Below are 17461 nucleotides of genomic sequence, written 5' to 3'. Positions count from 1 at the left end.
GTCTCCGGTGATCTACTCGCGGGGCCGCGGTCCCGCATGCGCGACCCATTCGATGCCCGAGATCGAGCCGTTCGCATCGTGCGACGCGACGAGAATGCGCGTCGTGCGCCGCGCGCCGCGCCGGCGGGCGCCCGCGAGCGCGGTCGGCGGCACCGAGCGCATCTTCACGGTGGCCGAGCGCCGCAGCATCTTCGACGCGCGCAACCGGTACGCGAGCGGATGCACGACGCGCCCCGCGATCAGCCACATGACGATCGTGCCGGCAATCAGCGCGATGCTCGTCACGTAGAACACGATCTGCTCGATCGGCATTTCGGCCTGGTTGAACGGCAGCAGGTAGCGATACGTGTAGATGCAGATCGATGCCCATACGCCGCCGACCAGCGCGGGTCGCACGAGGCGGAACCACACGACGAGCACGGGCCCGACGATGTTGCCGCGCTCGGCGATCAGTTCGCGCGGCGCGCGCAGGGAAAGGTCAATAATCGGCGCGTTCTTCATGTTGAATGCCTCGGTCGGGACTGACCCAAACGGCGCGCTTGCCGCGACCCCGCAGTAAGACGGCGGGCAGGGCGACGACGGTGGTGATCATGCTGATCAACCAGAACGCGACGGGGTACCAGATGGTGTCAAGGAAGTACATCAGGAGTTTTTCGTCGTAACGACGATCGATCATGCAGCCGATGATCAGTTGCAGGGTGCAGGTCGCGACCAGCAACATCCCGTGCCAGTGCGGCACCACGGACACATGCCAGCTCGACGGAAGCGGGTAGACGACGTCGATCAGCGCGAGCAGCAGGATGAACGACATCGAATAGGCCCACGCGATGCCGATCAGGTACTCGGCGAACAGCGGCCACATCATCATCTGCGTCGGCCGCGCGAGCGTGCCCGCGTATTTGAGCAGCACCTGGATGCCGCCCTTCGACCAGCGCAGCCGCTGCCGGTACAGCCCCTTCAGCGTCTCGGGCATCAGGATCCAGCTGAGCGCGTGCGGCTCGTACACGACGCGCCAGTCGCGGCATTGCAGCTTCCAGCTGATGTCGATGTCCTCGGTCAGCATGTCCGAGCTCCAGTAGCCGACGTCGGCGAGCGCGGTCTTGCGGAACATCGTGATCACGCCCGACACCGTGAAGATGCGCCCGTACACCTGCTGCGTGCGCTTGATCAGCCCGACGATCGACGAGAATTCGCCGACCTGCATGCGTCCCAACAGCGACGTGCGCGTGCGGATGCGCGGGTTGCCGGTGACCGCGCCGACGCCCGGATCGGTCAGGAAATGCTCGAGCATCCAGCCGATCGCATCGTGCGCGAGCAGTGCGTCGCCGTCGATGCAGAGCAGGTATTCCGCGTTCGAGACCGACGCCGCGGTGGTGAGCCCGACCGCCTTGCCTTCGTTGCACGCGTGATGGATCACGAGCAGCCGCGGAATCTCGACGGCCAGCTCGTTGAGGATGTCGCCGGTGCGGTCCTTGCTGCCGTCGTTGACCGCGATGATGTCGTAGTTCGGGTAGTCCATCGCGTTCAGGTGACGGATCACGCTGCGCGCGTTCGCCGCCTCGTTGAAGCACGGCACGACGATCGAGATCTTCGGGATCCCGCTCGCGGCGATCGTGCGCGTCGACAGCTCGCGACCTTCCTCGAGCAGGAAGTAATGCACGACACCACCGATCATCCACAGATACGACATGAAGAACGGATAGTAGAAGACGAAGTCCTGCAGGCGCTGGATGATGCCGTGGGTGGTCATGGCGTCTTGGTCCCCTGTGCATGCTGCATCTGCATCAGCGCGTTGATCGAGGTCGGATCGAGGCGCGACTTCAGCGACATCACGTCGCGCATCGCGTCGAGCTCCGGCTGGCCGTTCAGGAAGTTGTCCGGGTAGTAGCCGAAATTCACCGCGCCCTCGCTGCGCAGCCGCCGCATCTGCGCGAGCAGCGTGCCGGCCGGCACGTCCTTGTGCGCATGCCAGTCGTACGACTGCAGTTCGAACACGGTGCGCTGCAGCCCGCGCTGCTTCGCGCGGACGGCCCGCACGAGCTGGTCGAGCCAGCCTTGCGGATCCTTCGCCTGCTCCATGTACGGCATCGCCATCAGCGCGACATAGTCGTAGGCGGCGAGAAAGTCGTCGTAGTTCTGCGCGTACCACGCTTCCGATTCGGGCTTGAGCACCGGCATCGCGAAGATGTTGCGCACGGTCAGCACGTCGCCCACGTTCTGGTGGGCCAGCACGACCTGTTCGAGCTGGCGGGTCAGGTCGATCAGGTAGCGCGACTTCTGGCGCGTCCAGCGTTTCATCAGGTCGGGGTTCTCGCGGATCTTGCCGACGTCGGCCGGCAGCCCCCACTGCGAATAGATGCGCAGCGCGTGCCGGCCCGCATCCTCGTAGTCGTCGAGCACGGCGTCGTCGCTGAACAGGATGCCGCTGAACGACGCGTGCTTGCTGAGATCCTCGTAGATCTGCTGGATCATCAGCCGCGCATCCGGATCGAACGGGCTGAGCCGGAACATGCGCGTACCGCTCTCGCGGGCCGGTGCGCCGCCATAGGCACTCACGGCCTCGAGCCCGCGCTGCTTGTCGGCCGGCGGCCGGAACGCGAGCACCGGCATCCACGCGTACACCTGCACGTTGGAGCGCGTGTTGAGCTGCCACGCGGCGCGCGAGAACAGGTCGGCGCGCATCGGCAGGTGCCGGTTCGGGAAATACACCGCTTCGGCCACGCCGGTGCCTTTCGGGTCCGCATACGCCTGGAGATACACTGATTTCGGCTGCATCCGGTAGATGCGCTCGACCAGCTTGCCGAGATTCGCCTCCTGCCGCGCGGGATCCGGATCGTAGACCTGGTCGAGATCGACCTGCACGATGCGCTCGGGCACGTCGACGTCGCCGCGGTTGGACGCCGGCTCGCGCATCGAGCGCTCGAACCCGCCGATGTCGACGTCGTACATCATCAGGATCCGCCTCAGCCGGTCCAAAGGCACGTCCGGCGTATTCGGGCCGGCATCGAGGCTGAACTGGATGTCCATGCCGAGCGACGTCGATATCTTGCGCACGGGCTGGTTTTCCGCACCGTATGGCCACACCATCGAGCGTGCGACGATGCCGGTGCGTTCGCGGATCTGCTGCACGCATGTCTGCAGGTCGTTGTGCACGCGTGTTTCGAATTCGGTGTCGGTTTCATAGCGCTTCTCGTTCTGCAGGTAGAGGTGCGACGTGGTCGCCGGCAACTCGTTGCCTTGCGGGTTCGCGACCGCGCCGTGATGGAGGTTGTGGGTGTGGCAACCGAGCTCGACGAGGTGCGACTGGCCGAGTTTCTGCACCTCGTCCCACGACATGAAGTAGTTGCGCGGCACCTGGAATTTGTCGCTGATGCGGATCGGCGCATCCAGCGGCGCGTCGATCCATGCGGTCACGATGCCCATCACGGCCGGATACTTGAAGCGCTCGAGCAGCGGCAGCACTTTCGTGTAGTGGCTGCGGTAACCGTCGTCGAACGTGAGGAGCACCGCGCGCGGCGGCAGCGGCTTGCCGCCGTGCCGCGACTCCTCGATCTGCTTGACCGTGATGGTGTGGTAGTTGTTGGTCTGCAGCCACGAGAAGATCGCGGTCAGCGTGCCGGTATCGACCGCGAACGGGTCGACCATCGCCGACGCGGAGGAGAATGACGCCATCAGGTTGTCGCGCACGTCGTGCATGCAGATCACGCGAAACGTCTTGCCGTCCGCCGGATCGGACGGCGGCAGCAGGTCGATCATCCTGGCATTGGTCACGCCGGGGAACAGCGAACAGGCGGTAAACGTGCCGAGGCATCCGCACATGAAGGTCCGTCTGGTTTGCATGGCGCGATCTCCTTGCTAAAACGGCAGGTTGACCGACAGGAAGCCGGTTTCGGAGCGCTCGCGCTGGCCGTCGTACGCGTGGCTGCTGACCTCGACGCCATAGCTCAGCGTGATGTCGTGCTTGAACGTCCACGCGTGCTCGAGGCGCGCGCTCCACAGCGGGCTGGTGCCGAAGCCGCGCTCGTTGTACACGCCGCCCGACACCGACAGGCGCTGCTGCAACCCCATGTCGCCCTTCTTCCACAGCGTCAGCTGGTGCATGACGGTCGCGGCGGCCGCGTAGTCGCGGCCCGGGCTGAAGTAGGGCGCGTTCTGGCGCGTGTTGCTGTCGGTGCCGAGATCCAGCGAGACGTTGACGAGCTGGTTGGCGGCCGTGTACACGCGCTGCGTGGCGGTCGCCGTGATCTCCTGGTGCAGGTTCGAATCGCTGTAGCGGCTCACGCCGTAGCTCAGCTTGACCTCGCGACGGTCGTTCTGGCGATACACGACCGAGACGTTCGCGGAGCGGCCCCAGATGTGCGCGGCATACGCCTTCCACGGCAGCGAGTTGTCGTTGGTGTCGAGCGCGCCGGACACCGTCCAGTAGTCGTTCAGCGCGTACGCGATGGACCCGCGGCCGCCGGTTCGGCCGTCGCCGCCGAGCGAGCGCGTGACTTCGCCCAGCACGGTGAGCGGCCCGTGCCGGTAGTCGCCGCCGATGCCCGTGCGCGTGCGGCTGACGCTGCCGCTGTCGGTTTGTGCATGGCCGAAGAACGTGTGCGAGAAGACGCGCCAGTTGTCGCCGAACGGCTGCGAGTAAATGTAGCTGTCCGACGTGAAGCTGTTGTCGGCCAGCGCGCTGTTACCGTGCTCGAAGCTCAGGTCGGTCGTGAATATGGGGCTGCGGTATGCCTTGTAGTCGCGCTTGAAGCCGCGCACGGCGCCGCTGTCCGGGAACACGTTGTCCAGAGTCTGGTCGACGTTCTTCGCGGTTGCGTAGTCGTCCGCGACGAGCGACGCGCGGCCGAGGCCCGCGAGCATCTCGACGCTGTCCGGATGATCCGTGAGCGACGCGCGATACATCGCGATCGCCTGGCGCGGATGTGACTGGCCGGACACCGCGTCGGCGTGCGCGGCGCGGATCTCCGCGTTGAACGGCACCTGTTTCTCGAGCGCTTCGAGCGCGGCGATCCCTTCGTCGACGTGGCCCGTGAAGATCAGGTATTGCGCGCGCAGCCGGTAGTAGCGCAGATAGTCGCTTTCCTCCGGGCCGTAGTTGCGCACCTCGTTGGCCGGTGGCAGCGACTTGCCCATGTCGTCGAGCACCTGCTTCGCGTCCGCCGCGCGCGCCCGGTCGACGTACGACCAGAACAGCCCTTCGCGCAGTTCGATCGGGCGCGTGCGTGCACCGTACTGGAAGCCGCGGGTCGCGCGGTCCGTCGGCGCCGCGGTCGCCTGCTTCAGCGCGCGCTGGTATACGGTGTTCGCCTTGCCCGGTTCGCTCAGGTACAGGTAGGCGTCGCCGACGGCCGCCAGCGCGTCGATCGAGATCTCCGCGTCGGGCGGAATCGTCTCGAACGTCGCGACTGCCTGCTTCATGTCGCCGCGTGCCGCGTAGGCGACCGTCCGGTCGCCGGCAAGCGCGGTCCTCACCGGTGAATACTCGGGCGTGGCCGGCATCCGCTTGCCGAGGTCGTCGGCCGCGCGCAGTGCGCTGTCGAGCCCGTCGAAGCGGTCGGTACTCGTCATCGAGCGCGACTTGTCGCGTCCGCCGCGCACCTGCTGGCGAATCGACAGTTCTTCCAGCTGCGCGATGTCGACGGCCGAGAACGCATCGGGCCGCGCCTTCGCTTCTTCGAGCGCCTTGATCGCGCCGCCGCTCGCGGCGAGGCCGAACACGTCGTTGCGCACGGTCGCGACATCGGCGGTGCGGAGGTTCGGTGCCTGGGCATTCGGCGTTTCGACGTCAGGTCCTTGCGAGGGTTGCGTCGCCGTGCCCGGCAGTTGGGCGCCGGGCGTTTGCGAATTCGGTCCCTGGGACGACGGCGGTTGCGCGCCGGGCGTCAGGGTAACCGGCGCAGGCGAGTTCGGCGTCGGGGTGCCGGATGCCTGCGCGGTTTTCGTCGGCGCATTCGGCGGCGCGTCGGTCGCGGCCTGCAGCGGGGTGTCCGAGGGGGACGCGCTCGGTGCTGGCGAATGAGAGGCAGGTACGTCGGTCGTCGTGGAAGCGCCTTGCGGCGGTGCTTCGGGCGGCTGGGTGCTCGCGGGCTGCGCGATCTGGATCGGCGCGTCCGATGCAGGCGCGACCGATGCCGGCGCATTCGTCGGCACGGCGTCGGATGCCTGGGCAAGTTGCATCGGCGCATTCGACGCCTGAGCGTCTGGTGCCTGCGTATTCGGCGATTGCGCGTCCGGCGCCGGTTCATTCGGCTGCGCCACGTCCGGCTCCACCACGACCGTGGTCGGCATCGCCTGCGGTTGCGGGTTCGACGCCTGCACGATCTGCATCGACGCATCGGATGCCTGCGCGATCGGCGTCGGCGCAAGCGGAGGCAGGGTGTCCGGACCCTGGGCGAGCCGCATCGACGCCCCCGTCGGCTGGATGTCGGGAGGCAGGGCATCCGGCGCGCCGTGGGTTCCGGCGATTTTGCTCGCGCCGCCGGGTTCCGCGTCGCCTTCGGCGGCAAGGCAGGGGCCGTACGCGACGAGCAGCAACAGCAACGGCGCGTGCAGGAGGATCCGCCGGTTGGGCGGAGCGACGGTGGTGCATTGTTGTTGACGATTGTTGGCCACGGTAGTCCTCACTCTGAATCGATCACATCGGTTGCACGCCCGACGATGCTCGTCGCCGGCCGTCACGCCGCCGGGCAGCGAGGCCCGGCGGCATCCGGCCGGTTCACAGGCGGTTGCGGATCGCTTGTCCAAGCAGCGCACGCGATTCGCTGTTCTTCGGGTCGATGGCGAGTGCCCGGCTCGCGTTTTGCTCCACGCAGTTCCATTCGTCGATTCGTGCGCACCAGCGCGCCTTGGCCAGGGCGCGAGCACCTTCCAGATCGTCGTGCGTGACGCGCGTGGTCTCCATGTGTGCCGTGTCGGCGAGATACGACTGCGGTTGCCGTCGCGGCGCGGGGTCGGTGTGTGTTCTCGTGCGCGCGAGCGACTGTGAACGTGACGTCCGGTGCGTGTCGCTGGGACGTGCCGCACGACCGCTGGCCGATGCGGCGTGTGCGTTCGCCGCGAGCGTCGTGGACGGCATGTGTGCGGGGCGCGCGTGTTTCGCGGCGGAGCGGGTAGTCGTTTGCGGCGGCACGGCCGGTTCCGCCGCAGCCGACAAGGCGGGTGTTGCCGGCGCATACGGCATGACCGGTGCAGAAGGCGTGACCGGCGCGGCCTGCGCGACCGTCGATGCCGCACCGGAGACGTCGGCCGTCGCGGCCGCGACGGCCTCGCGATACTTTCCGGCGGCAGTGCCGATCATGCCGGCGATGTCGTGCGTCACGGTTGCATGGCCGAGCCCCACGTCCCGCTCGACGTATGCGAAGGCACCGAAGATCGCGGCAAATGCAACGATGCTGAGTGCCGCACTCTTTCCCGGGCCCCAGAAGGGTTTCGGCTGACGGACGGGCGAGCCGTCCGGTTGTTCTGCACGAGTCATTCAATCCTCCTCGATTCGATGGATTGCCGTGCATGACGCGATCGCGCGCACCATCGGCACGCGGATTCGACTGACGTTCACCACCGCAGCTGCGTGGCGAGCGTGCCCGTTTCGACGACCGCGAACTGGGTGGCTCCCTGATAAGTCCCTTCGACCCGGTAACTTGCCTCGGGCACGCTGAACAGACAGCGCGGCCCCGTTGCCTTGAACTCGACGAGCACGCGGCCGTGCCGTCGCAGCCGTACCTGCACGTTCGAAAGCGGTTGCCCGTTGGCGCCCGATACGAACGACACACCGAGGTTGTACGGACGGCCATCGGGGGGAAGCGGCGCCGTCCCGTCGATTCGCGCGTCGCCGCAGATGTACGAAATCACGTATCGCCCGGGGCCGGCCCCGGACGCAGGCGTGTCGGCCGGGGTTTGGGACTGGGCCACGGCATTGATGCAGAGTGCGGATACGGCGATGCCGAGGAGTGGGTTAGCGTGCTGCCTAAACGAGGAAGACATTGCAACCTCCGTCCGGAATCGATGACGGCGCATTTATCCCGAGTCGAAATTGGCGATGTTCTATTTGCGACACGCTATTGATACACGATGGGTTTTGAACAAACAACTGCGTGTGGCCGGAATGGGACGGATTTTAAATGTATTATTGAACGAAGATTGTGGCGGATTTTGGTGGTTTGTTTAACGCTGAATAAAGTCGATATTGCCGAATATGACTATTGCTCAGCGGTAGCGATGACCAGACGAAAATTCTCCGACGAAAGTGGTACCGAAGTTCGTGCCGAGAAATAACGACTGATAAAAGGATTTTTTGCCTCTGTGCTCGCGGCATGGCGATGAAGGTCGATGCACAGGCCGGGAAGCCGGAAAGGAGGGTGCGACGTTTATTGATATCGGTCGGCATTATATGCAAACAGAAACTTTTGATTTGTTGTGTAACAGGGTATTTCCGTCTTATAAATCGATGGGTTATTTGGGGCCGCTGCTTGATTTGTCGAAGAATACGGCGCGGGCGCGCAAACGTTTGGCTTTTAATCGCAATTGATCGGGCGTGCGATATTGATTCGAATATGAAGCGCGAGCGAAAGATGCTCCGCGGGCAGGCGCGGGTTAATGGCCGGCGCGGCGCGGATCGATCCGCGTCGCGCGCCGGCGTTCTCGTGCGTGAGTACGTAAGGGCGCGTTACCGGCTGCCGCCGGCGCTGCGGCGCGCCATGCGCACGGCCGGCGCGACCCGATCGGCGGCGATCGTGCCGTCGGCCGCCGCTCGCGGCCGGTTCATGATGTAGGTCCACAGCTGTTCGGCCGCGAGCCCGCGCTTGCGCGCGGACCGGTAAAGACGGATCTCGAGCTCGGTGATCCAGTCCGCCGAACCCGCGCAGACGAGCGACCCTTCCGCGAGTTCCTTCGCCACGCAGCTTTCCGGCAGCCAGCCGATCCCGTGCCCGGCCACGACCATGCCCTTCAGCGCCTCGGACATGTGGGTTTCGAAGCAGCGATGCAGCGCGTACGGTTCGGACGCATTCAGCAGCAGCATCTCGACGACATTGCCGAGAAATGCGCCCGACGAATACGCGAGCAGCGGCAGCGGCGCGTCCGCCGTGCCCGGCAGTTCGAATACCGGCTTGCCGCGCGCGTCGGGCGTCGACACCGGCAGGATCCGTTCGACGCCGAGCGTGACGAACGGGAAGTGGTTCGGATCGAGCACGATCGGCAACTGCGGATGGTGATAGCCGAGCAGCAGGTCGCACTCACCTTCGACGAGCTGTTGCACGCCTTCGGGCACGTTGACTGCGTTGACGCGCGCGGTCACGTGGCCGACTTCGCCGTTCAGCTGCTTGAGCCATTCGGGGAACAGCGTGAACACGAGCGTATGCGCGACCGCGAAGCGCACGACCTGGTCGCTTGCCGCGAACTGGTCGTAGCCGTTCACGAGGTTGCGTGCCGCATACATGCTGCGCAGGATGTCCGCGGCCAGCCCGCGGAACATCTGCCCGGCCGGCGTCAGCGCGATCGGGTTGATGCTGCGGTCGACCAGCTTCGCGTCCATCCACGTTTCGAGTGCGGCGATTCGTCTGCTGAATGCCGACTGCGTGAGGTGCCGATGACGCGCGGCCCGGGAAAAGCTCTTGGTATCTGCAAGGCTCAGGAAATCTTCCAGCCACTTCGCTTCCATTTCGATCTTCGCTTTTTATAGTCGGGCGCCCACAGGGGCGGCGGCGCCGTTTCGCTGCACGAACCTTCTAGACTACCGTGCCTCGCGCGCAAGCAGCCGATGTTTTTTTTCGATCGGTGTCAGTCGAAATATGCATGAGCGTTGTCGGCGCCATTACGGCTGCATAAGTTTGAGGCGCCGGACCCGGCTAACCGGTTAGTTCACCGCGTCGAACGCCGGTGCGGCCGCAGACGGTACTTCCCCAGGGCCGGCCGCGCGGGTTGCGTGGCCGGCCCGCCTTTCCCGCGGTTCGTTGCGACGGCCCGGCACGATGCCATCCCGGGCGAAAGCGGGAATCGGGAATCGAACAGCCGAAGCCGGGGCGGACGGTGCGGGGGCACGCTCCGCCACGACGCGCGCGGCCGGCGCGGGCGCGCATTTGGTGCGGTGCAGATTGCACATTCGTGACACGCGGGGGAACTATGTTTGACAGGTGCGGCATCGGCCGCGCGCGATCGCGGCGCGTCGCTGCCGCGGAGCGGGCCGTCGCTGCACCGTCGTGGTGCGACATGGCGCACGAGCGTGCGTGATGCGGCGCAAAAAGGGGGAATCGAGTGGATCGCGCAAGGCACGTTCCTTGCAAAGCAGATGTGACGCCGGTCCGGCATGCGCAATGCCGGGGAGAACGATGGAGAACAATTCGATGAAACCGTTCGATGAAATGCTGCAATCCGGCGACATGGTGAGGGCGCCTTACGCGCGCCTGAAGCAATGGCTCGACACGCAGAACCCTGCGAGCCTCGCCCAGAAGGCCCACGATGCGGAAGGCGTGTTCCGCAGGACGGGCATCACGTTCGCCGTGTATGGTGATTCACAGGCCGCCGAGCGGCTGATTCCGTTCGATATCGTGCCGAGGATCATCTCGGGCGCGGAATGGAGCCGGCTGTCGCTCGGCATCGAGCAGCGCGTGATGGCGCTCAACGCGTTCCTCGACGACATCTACCACCGCCAGGAAATCGTGCGTGCCGGCATCGTGCCGAAGCACCTGATCGCGCACAACGAGGCGTTCATCCCGGAAATGATCGATTTCCGGCCGCCCGGCAACGTTTACACGCACATCATCGGCGTCGACATCGTGCGCACCGCCGAGAACCAGTTCTACGTGCTGGAGGACAACGCGCGCACGCCGTCGGGCGTGTCGTACATGCTGGAAAACCGCGAGACGATGATGCAGCTCTTCCCGGAGCTGTTCCAGCAGGTCAAGGTGCGCCCGGTCGAGACCTATCCGCAGATGCTGCGCCAGTCGCTCGCGGCCGTGTGCCCGCCGGGCGGCAACGCCGACAACCCGACCATCGCCGTGCTCACACCCGGCATCCACAACTCCGCGTACTACGAACATTCGTTCCTCGCCGACCAGATGGGCGTGCACCTCGTCGAGGGCAGCGACCTGCAGGTGGTCGACGGCCGCGTCGCGATGCGCACGACCGAAGGTTTCCGGCCGATCGACGTGCTGTATCGCCGCGTCGACGACGCGTTCCTCGATCCGCTCACGTTCCGCCCCGACTCGGTGCTCGGCGTGGCCGGGATCATGGACGTCTACCGCGCCGGCAACATCACGATCGCGAACGCGCCGGGCACCGGCATCGCCGACGACAAGGCGATCTACTCGTACATGCCGGAGATCGTCGAGTTCTACACCGGCCGCAAGGCGCTGCTGGAGAACGTGCCGACCTGGCGCTGCGGCGAGGCCGACAGCCTGAAATACGTGCTCGACCATCTCGACGAACTGGTCGTGAAGGAAGTGCACGGCTCGGGCGGCTACGGGATGCTGGTCGGGCCGTGCGCATCGAAGGCCGAACTCGAGGCGTTCGCCGCGAAGCTGCGCGCGCGGCCCGCGAACTACATCGCGCAACCCACGCTGGCGTTGTCCACGACGCCGATCCTGACCGACGCCGGACTCGCGCCGCGCCACGTCGACCTGCGGCCGTTCGTGCTGGTGTCGGACCGGATCCGCATCACGCCGGGCGGGCTCACGCGCGTCGCGCTGAAGGAGGGATCGCTCGTCGTCAACTCGAGCCAGGGCGGCGGCACCAAGGACACCTGGGTGCTGGCCGACTGAGCCGGGCACGACCACGCGCGCCGCAGCCGGCGCGCGAACCGAACGAAGACGGAGTGGACACGAGATGCTTCTGGGACGAACTGCGAGCGGTCTCTACTGGATGTACCGCTATATCGAGCGCGCGGAGAACATCGCGCGCATCGTCGATGCCGGGCTGCGGATGGCGCTCACGCGCACGTCCGACGCGCCGGCCGAATGGTCGTCGGTGCTGGTCAGCTCGGGCGCGGACGACGGCTATCGTCAGAAGTACGACGCGTATGCCGCCGATACCGTGACCGACTACCTGCTGCGCGACCGCGACAACCCGTCGAGCGTGCTGTCGTGCATCGAGGCCGCGCGCTCGAACGCGCGGATGGTGCGCACGGCGCTCACGCGCGAGGCGTGGGAGAGCGTGAACGGCGCATGGCTTGCACTGCGCCGCGCACTCGCGCAGCCGGTGCCGGAGAGCGGGCTGCCGGCGGTGCTCGACGAAGTGAAGCGCGAAACCGCGCTGATCCTCGGCAGCTTCTACAGCACGATGCTGCGCAACGAGATCTTCGATTTCGCGCAGATCGGCGCGTTCATCGAGCGGGCCGACAACACCGCGCGGATCATCGACGTCAAATATCACCTGCTGCTGCCGTCGGTGTCGCACGTCGGCACGATCCTCGACAACTACCAGTGGGAGACGATCCTGCGCTGCGTGGCCGCACACCGGTCGTATCGCTGGGTGTACGACGTGCAGTACAAGCCGATGAACATCGCCGACTACCTGATCCTGAACGGCCGCATGCCGCGTTCGCTGCGCTATTGCTACGGGCGCGTCGTGTCGAGCCTGAACCTGCTCGCGAAGGATTACGGCGTGACACACCCGTGTCACGACACGGCCACGAAGATCCTGCAGATGCTGTCCGACACGTCGGTCGAGCGGATCTTCAAGAGCGGCCTGCACGAATTCCTGACCGACTTCATCGGCCGCAACAACAGCCTCGGGATCGACATCGCCCAGGCCTACAACTTCGACTGAGAGACTTGCCATGCGACTCGCCATCCGACACATCTCGCGTTATCAGTTCGACGATCAAGCCACCCATGCGCTGCAACGGCTGCGGCTGCGCCCGCAATCGGGGCCCGGGCAGACGGTGCGCGCGTGGCAGGTCACGATCGACGGCGTCGAGCCGACGCTGTCCTATACGGACGGGCTCGGCAACCGGACCGACCTCGTGCGCCACGACCGCGGCGCGAAGAACGAAATCGTCGTCGTCGCGGCAGGCGTCGTCGAGACGCAGGACCGCGCGGGCATTCTCGGCAACCCCGAGGGCTATGCGCCGCCGTGGATCTTCGAACGCGAAACCGCGCTCACCAAAGCCGGCGATACCGTTCGCGAAATCACGCAGGCGCTGCCGATCGAGCCGCACAGCCTCGACGCGCTGCATTGGCTGATGACGGAAGTGCACGGGCGCATCGCGTATGCGCCGAACCTGGCCGACGCAACGGTCGACGCCGAAACCGCGCTGCAAAGCGGCGAGGGCACGAGCCGCGACCATGCGCATGCGTTCATCGCGGCCGCGCGTGCGCTGAAGGTGCCCGCGCGCTACATCTCGGGCTACGTGCTTGCCGACAGCGCGATGCAGCGCATCGCCGACGCGAAGCAGAGCGCGGCCGGCGACGAGGAAGAGGAAGCGCTCGCGCTGCAGAGCGGCGACGGCATGCAGCAGGCGCTCGGCGCATCGCACGCCGCGCAGTCGCAGGGCTTGCCGCTGGCGGCGCTCGGCACACAGCCGCAGGCCGCCGCGCTGATGCAGCAGCCGGCAGGGCACGCGTGGGCCGAGGCCTATGTCGAAGGGCTCGGCTGGGTCGGCTTCGATCCGTTCATGAACCGCTGCCCGGACGAGCGCTACGTGCGCATCGCCATCGGCCTCGACCATCGCGACGCGCAGCCCGTGACGGGGCTCGGCGCGAGCACCGTCGGCATCGAGATCAGCGTCGTGCAGTCGCCGGAACTCGTCTGACGCGCCCTTTCACCGAATTCGCCGTGCCGTGCCGCCGCAGCGACGGCGACGCGGCGCGTGCGGCCGGCCCAACCCGAACCGAGCGGCTCTCCCATGTCCATCCACGTCGCGCTGCATCACACCACCCGCTACCGCTACGACCGCCCCGTCAACCTCGGGCCGCAGGTCGTGCGGCTGCGGCCCGCGCCGCACTGCCGGACGCCGATCGTCTCGTATTCGATGACGGTCGAGCCCGCGCAGCACTTCATCAACTGGCAGCAGGACCCGTTCTCGAACTATCTCGCGCGGCTCGTGTTTCCGGAGCGCACCGAACACTTCGAGATCACGATCGACCTGGTTGCCGAGATGTCGGTGTACAACCCGTTCGACTTCTTTCTCGAAGCGAGCGCGGAGCAATACCCGTTCAGCTATGACGACGCGCTGAAGACCGAACTCGCGCCGTACCTCGCGTGCGATCCGCAGACGAGCGCGGCGCCGCTGTTCCGTGCGTATGTCGACGGCGTCGATCGTACGCCCGCCGGCACCGTGGACTTCCTCGTCGCGCTGAACCAGCAGCTGCAGCGCGACATCGGCTATCTCGTGCGGATGGAGCCGGGCGTGCAGACACCCGAGCAGACGCTCGAGCTCGCGTCCGGGTCGTGCCGCGACAGCGCGTGGCTGCTCGTGCAGCTGTGCCGGCATCTCGGCATCGCCGCGCGCTTCGTGTCCGGCTACCTGATCCAGCTCACGCCCGACGTGAAAGCGCTCGACGGCCCGAGCGGCACGACGGTCGACTTCACCGACCTGCACGCCTGGTGCGAAGTCTACCTGCCGGGCGCGGGCTGGATCGGTTTCGATCCGACCTCGGGCCTGCTCGCCGGCGAAGGGCATATCCCGCTCGCGTGCACGCCGCAGCCGACCAGCGCCGCGCCGGTCGAAGGGCTGATCGACGAATGCGAGGTCACGTTCGAGCACGAGATGGCGGTGACGCGCGTGTACGAGTCGCCGCGCGTGACGAAGCCGTATACCGAGTCGCAGTGGGATGCGGTGCGCACGCTCGGCGCGCAGGTCGACGGCGCGCTGACGGCCGGCGACGTGCGGCTGACGCAAGGCGGCGAGCCGACCTTCGTGTCGATCGACGATCGCGACGGCGCCGAGTGGAACACCGATGCGCTCGGCCCGACCAAGCGCGGCTACGCGACCGAGCTCGTGCAGCGGCTGCGCGCCGAATACGGCGAAGGCGGCTTCCTGCATTTCGGGCAGGGCAAGTGGTATCCGGGCGAGCAGTTGCCGCGCTGGGCGCTGTCGATCTTCTGGCGCGCCGACGGCCAGCCCGTGTGGCACGATCCGTCGCTGTTCGCCGACGAGCGCGAGCCCTCCGCGTGCACGACCGACGATGCGAAGCGCTTCATCGACGCGCTGGCCGCGCGCCTGGGCCTGACCGACGAATTCGTGCGGCCCGGCTACGAGGACGTGTGGTACTACCTGTGGCGCGAGCGCCGGCTGCCCGTCAACGTCGATCCGTTCGATTCGCGTCTCGACGACGAGCTCGAACGCGCGCGGCTGCGCAAGGTGTTCGACCAGCAGCTCGACAGCGTGGTCGGCTACGTGCTGCCCATCAAGCGCGCGGACGATGTGCCGGGCCGCGATCGGTCGGGCCGCGATCGGCCGGAGCTCGACGGTCCGCGCTGGCAGACGGGCCCGTGGTTCTTCCGCGACGAGCGGATGTACCTCGTGCCCGGCGATTCGCCGATGGGCTATCGGCTGCCGCTCGATTCGCTGCCGTGGGTCGCCGGTGCCGACTATCCGTTCCTCGTCGAACGCGATCCGTTCGCGCCGCGCGCCGCGCTGCCGGATGCGGCCGCATTCCGTGCGCGTCATGCGGGCGCCGCCGACGCACCGCGCTACCTGGCCGGCATGCATCGCGAAGCGCCCGCGCAAACGGTCATGCAGTGGCGCGGCGACGGCGCCGACGCGGACGCGGACGGACCGCACGCGCATGGCCTGCAGGACCCGCGGCGCAGCCCCGAGCGCTTCGAATCGGCCGCATGGATCACGCGGACCGCGCTGTGCGTCGAAGTGCGCAACGGCGTCCTGTACCTGTTCATGCCGCCGCTGGCCGCGCTCGAGGATTATCTCGACCTGCTCGCCGCGATCGAGCTGACCGCGCACGCGCTCGGCGTGAAGCTCGTGCTCGAAGGCTATCCGCCGCCGCGCGACGCGCGGCTCAAGGTGCTGCAGGTCACGCCCGACCCCGGCGTGATCGAGGTGAACATCCATCCGGCCCGGAGCTTCGACGAACTCGTCGGCCAGACCGAATTCCTGTACGACGCCGCGTGGCAGTCGCGCCTTTCCAGCGAGAAGTTCATGGTCGACGGCCGGCACGTCGGCACGGGCGGCGGCAACCACTTCGTGCTCGGCGGCGCGACGCCGGCCGACAGCCCGTTCCTGCGCCGCCCGGACCTGCTCGCGAGCCTGATCGCTTACTGGCACAACCATCCGTCGCTGTCGTACCTGTTCTCCGGGTTGTTCATCGGCCCGACGAGCCAGGCGCCACGCGTCGACGAGGCGCGCAACGACCAGGTCTACGAGCTCGACATCGCATTCGCGGAAATCCAGCGCAACAAGCTGCTGTACGGGCAGGACATGCCGCCGTGGCTCGTCGACCGCGTGCTGCGCAACCTGCTGATCGACGTGAGCGGCAACACGCACCGCAGCGAATTCTGCATCGACAAGCTGTACTCGCCCGACGCGTCGACCGGACGGCTCGGCCTGCTCGAACTGCGTGCGTTCGAGATGCCGCCGCATGCGCGGATGAGCGTCGTGCAGCAATTGCTGCTGCGCGCGCTGGTCGCGCGCTTCTGGGCCGCGCCGTACACGACGCCGCTCACGCGCTGGGGCACCGCGCTGCACGATCGCTTCATGCTGCCCGCGTTCCTGAAGATGGATTTCGACGACGTGCTGGCCGAGCTGCGCGACGCCGGTTTCGGGTTCGACCCGGCCTGGTTCGCGCCGCACTTCGAATTCCGCTTCCCGCTGTTCGGGCAGATCGCGGTGAACGGGATGCAGCTGTCGCTGCGCGGCGCGCTGGAGCCGTGGCACGTGATGGGCGAGGAGGGTGCGCCCGGCGGCACGGTGCGTTACGTCGATTCGTCGGTCGAGCGGCTCGAAGTGCGCGTGACCGGACTGAACGACAACCGGCACGTCGTGACCGTCAACGGCCGCGCGCTGCCGCTGCAGCCGACCGGCACCGTCGGCGAATACGTCGCGGGCGTGCGCTACAAGGCGTGGGCGCCGCCGTCGGCGCTGCATCCGACCATCGGCGTGCATGCGCCGCTCACGTTCGACATCGTCGATACGTGGCTGCAGCGCTCGCTCGGCGGCTGCCGGTATCACGTCGCGCACCCGGGCGGACGCAACTATGCGACGTTCCCGGTCAATGCGTACGAGGCCGAGAGCCGCCGGCTCGCGCGTTTCGTCGCGATGGGGCACACGCCGGGGCGGATGACGGTGGCGGCGGCCGCGCCGAGCCGTGAATTCCCGTTCACGCTCGACCTGCGGCGGCCCTGATCGTCGGATGAAAGGACGGACGACGATGCGCGGTACGCGACCTCCCGGCGCGCCGGCCGGAGTGCTAGGATGCGGGCAGACTGCGGCCGCCCGCCGCGTCCGCCGTGCCGGGCCGCCGGTGCGGCGGCGCGCGGGCGCGGCCGCCCCCTGACGACGGAACGATCTCGA

The 17461-nt window shown here is 67.0% G+C and carries 11 protein-coding genes; 4 read left to right on the top strand and 7 right to left on the bottom strand.

The window, feature by feature from the left end; all coding sequences use genetic code 11:
- Positions 1 to 12: 12 nt before the first annotated feature.
- The 7 genes from DIE22_RS13815 to DIE22_RS13785 form a co-directional block, all read right to left on the bottom strand.
- A complete protein-coding gene (locus tag DIE22_RS13815; protein WP_124500915.1) occupies positions 13 to 501 on the bottom strand; it encodes a Biofilm PGA synthesis auxiliary protein PgaD in 489 nt (162 codons plus the stop codon).
- Entirely contained in the window at positions 479 to 1750 is a 1272-nt protein-coding gene (gene pgaC, locus DIE22_RS13810; RefSeq protein ID WP_124500916.1) for a poly-beta-1,6-N-acetyl-D-glucosamine synthase, read from the bottom strand. The genes DIE22_RS13815 and pgaC overlap by 23 nt, the downstream gene beginning before the upstream one ends.
- Entirely contained in the window at positions 1747 to 3840 is a 2094-nt protein-coding gene (pgaB, locus tag DIE22_RS13805) for a poly-beta-1,6-N-acetyl-D-glucosamine N-deacetylase PgaB (RefSeq protein ID WP_124500917.1), read from the bottom strand. The genes pgaC and pgaB overlap by 4 nt, the downstream gene beginning before the upstream one ends.
- Positions 3841 to 3855: 15 nt before the next feature.
- Positions 3856 to 6612 carry a poly-beta-1,6 N-acetyl-D-glucosamine export porin PgaA gene (gene pgaA / locus DIE22_RS13800; RefSeq protein ID WP_124605307.1) on the bottom strand — a complete coding sequence of 919 codons (2757 nt, stop codon included), beginning with the start codon at positions 6610 to 6612 and terminating at the stop codon, positions 3856 to 3858.
- A 103-nt stretch (positions 6613 to 6715) separates the two neighbouring features.
- Positions 6716 to 7474, bottom strand: coding sequence for a hypothetical protein (locus tag DIE22_RS13795; RefSeq protein ID WP_124500919.1), 759 nt, complete (start codon positions 7472 to 7474; stop codon positions 6716 to 6718).
- Between the two features lie 77 nt (positions 7475 to 7551).
- The gene (locus tag DIE22_RS13790) at positions 7552 to 7980 is read right to left on the bottom strand and encodes a hypothetical protein (RefSeq protein WP_124605306.1); all 429 of its coding nucleotides are present in this window, start codon (positions 7978 to 7980) and stop codon (positions 7552 to 7554) included.
- Between the two features lie 682 nt (positions 7981 to 8662).
- Positions 8663 to 9655 (bottom strand): LysR substrate-binding domain-containing protein, encoded by a 993-nt coding sequence (locus DIE22_RS13785; RefSeq protein ID WP_124605305.1) that lies wholly within the window; start codon positions 9653 to 9655, stop codon positions 8663 to 8665.
- A gap of 682 nt (positions 9656 to 10337) precedes the next feature.
- On the opposite strand from DIE22_RS13785, the gene DIE22_RS13775 reads away from it, so the two are divergent.
- From DIE22_RS13775 to DIE22_RS13760, 4 genes are all read left to right on the top strand, one after another.
- Positions 10338 to 11753: a circularly permuted type 2 ATP-grasp protein gene (locus DIE22_RS13775; RefSeq protein ID WP_124500922.1), complete on the top strand. Its 1416-nt coding sequence runs from the start codon at positions 10338 to 10340 to the stop codon at positions 11751 to 11753.
- A 64-nt stretch (positions 11754 to 11817) separates the two neighbouring features.
- Entirely contained in the window at positions 11818 to 12759 is a 942-nt protein-coding gene (locus DIE22_RS13770; RefSeq protein WP_124500923.1) for an alpha-E domain-containing protein, read from the top strand.
- A gap of 10 nt (positions 12760 to 12769) precedes the next feature.
- Complete coding sequence (locus DIE22_RS13765) at positions 12770 to 13744, top strand: transglutaminase family protein (protein WP_124500924.1); 975 nt, start codon at positions 12770 to 12772, stop codon at positions 13742 to 13744.
- Positions 13745 to 13837: 93 nt separating this feature from the next.
- Entirely contained in the window at positions 13838 to 17293 is a 3456-nt protein-coding gene (locus DIE22_RS13760; protein ID WP_124605304.1) for a DUF2126 domain-containing protein, read from the top strand.
- Positions 17294 to 17461 lie beyond the last annotated feature (168 nt).

This window comes from Burkholderia sp. Bp9142, assembly GCF_003853415.1.
Lineage (GTDB): Bacteria > Pseudomonadota > Gammaproteobacteria > Burkholderiales > Burkholderiaceae > Burkholderia.
The sequence above is the reverse complement of the archived record's forward strand: the minus strand, read 5'-3'. Positions and strand labels throughout refer to the sequence as shown.

Bases quoted from the DNA above. Each gene is read 5' to 3' on its own strand.
- DIE22_RS13815 (WP_124500915.1), bottom strand. From the start codon at position 501: ATGAAGAACGCGCCGATTATTGACCTTTCCCTGCGCGCGCCGCGCGAA.
- pgaC (WP_124500916.1), bottom strand. From the start codon at position 1,750: ATGACCACCCACGGCATCATCCAGCGCCTGCAGGACTTCGTCTTCTAC.
- pgaB (WP_124500917.1), bottom strand. From the start codon at position 3,840: ATGCAAACCAGACGGACCTTCATGTGCGGATGCCTCGGCACGTTTACC.
- DIE22_RS13795 (WP_124500919.1), bottom strand. From the start codon at position 7,474: ATGACTCGTGCAGAACAACCGGACGGCTCGCCCGTCCGTCAGCCGAAA.
- DIE22_RS13790 (WP_124605306.1), bottom strand. From the start codon at position 7,980: ATGTCTTCCTCGTTTAGGCAGCACGCTAACCCACTCCTCGGCATCGCC.
- DIE22_RS13785 (WP_124605305.1), bottom strand. From the start codon at position 9,655: ATGGAAGCGAAGTGGCTGGAAGATTTCCTGAGCCTTGCAGATACCAAG.
- DIE22_RS13775 (WP_124500922.1), top strand. From the start codon at position 10,338: ATGAAACCGTTCGATGAAATGCTGCAATCCGGCGACATGGTGAGGGCG.
- DIE22_RS13770 (WP_124500923.1), top strand. From the start codon at position 11,818: ATGCTTCTGGGACGAACTGCGAGCGGTCTCTACTGGATGTACCGCTAT.
- DIE22_RS13765 (WP_124500924.1), top strand. From the start codon at position 12,770: ATGCGACTCGCCATCCGACACATCTCGCGTTATCAGTTCGACGATCAA.
- DIE22_RS13760 (WP_124605304.1), top strand. From the start codon at position 13,838: ATGTCCATCCACGTCGCGCTGCATCACACCACCCGCTACCGCTACGAC.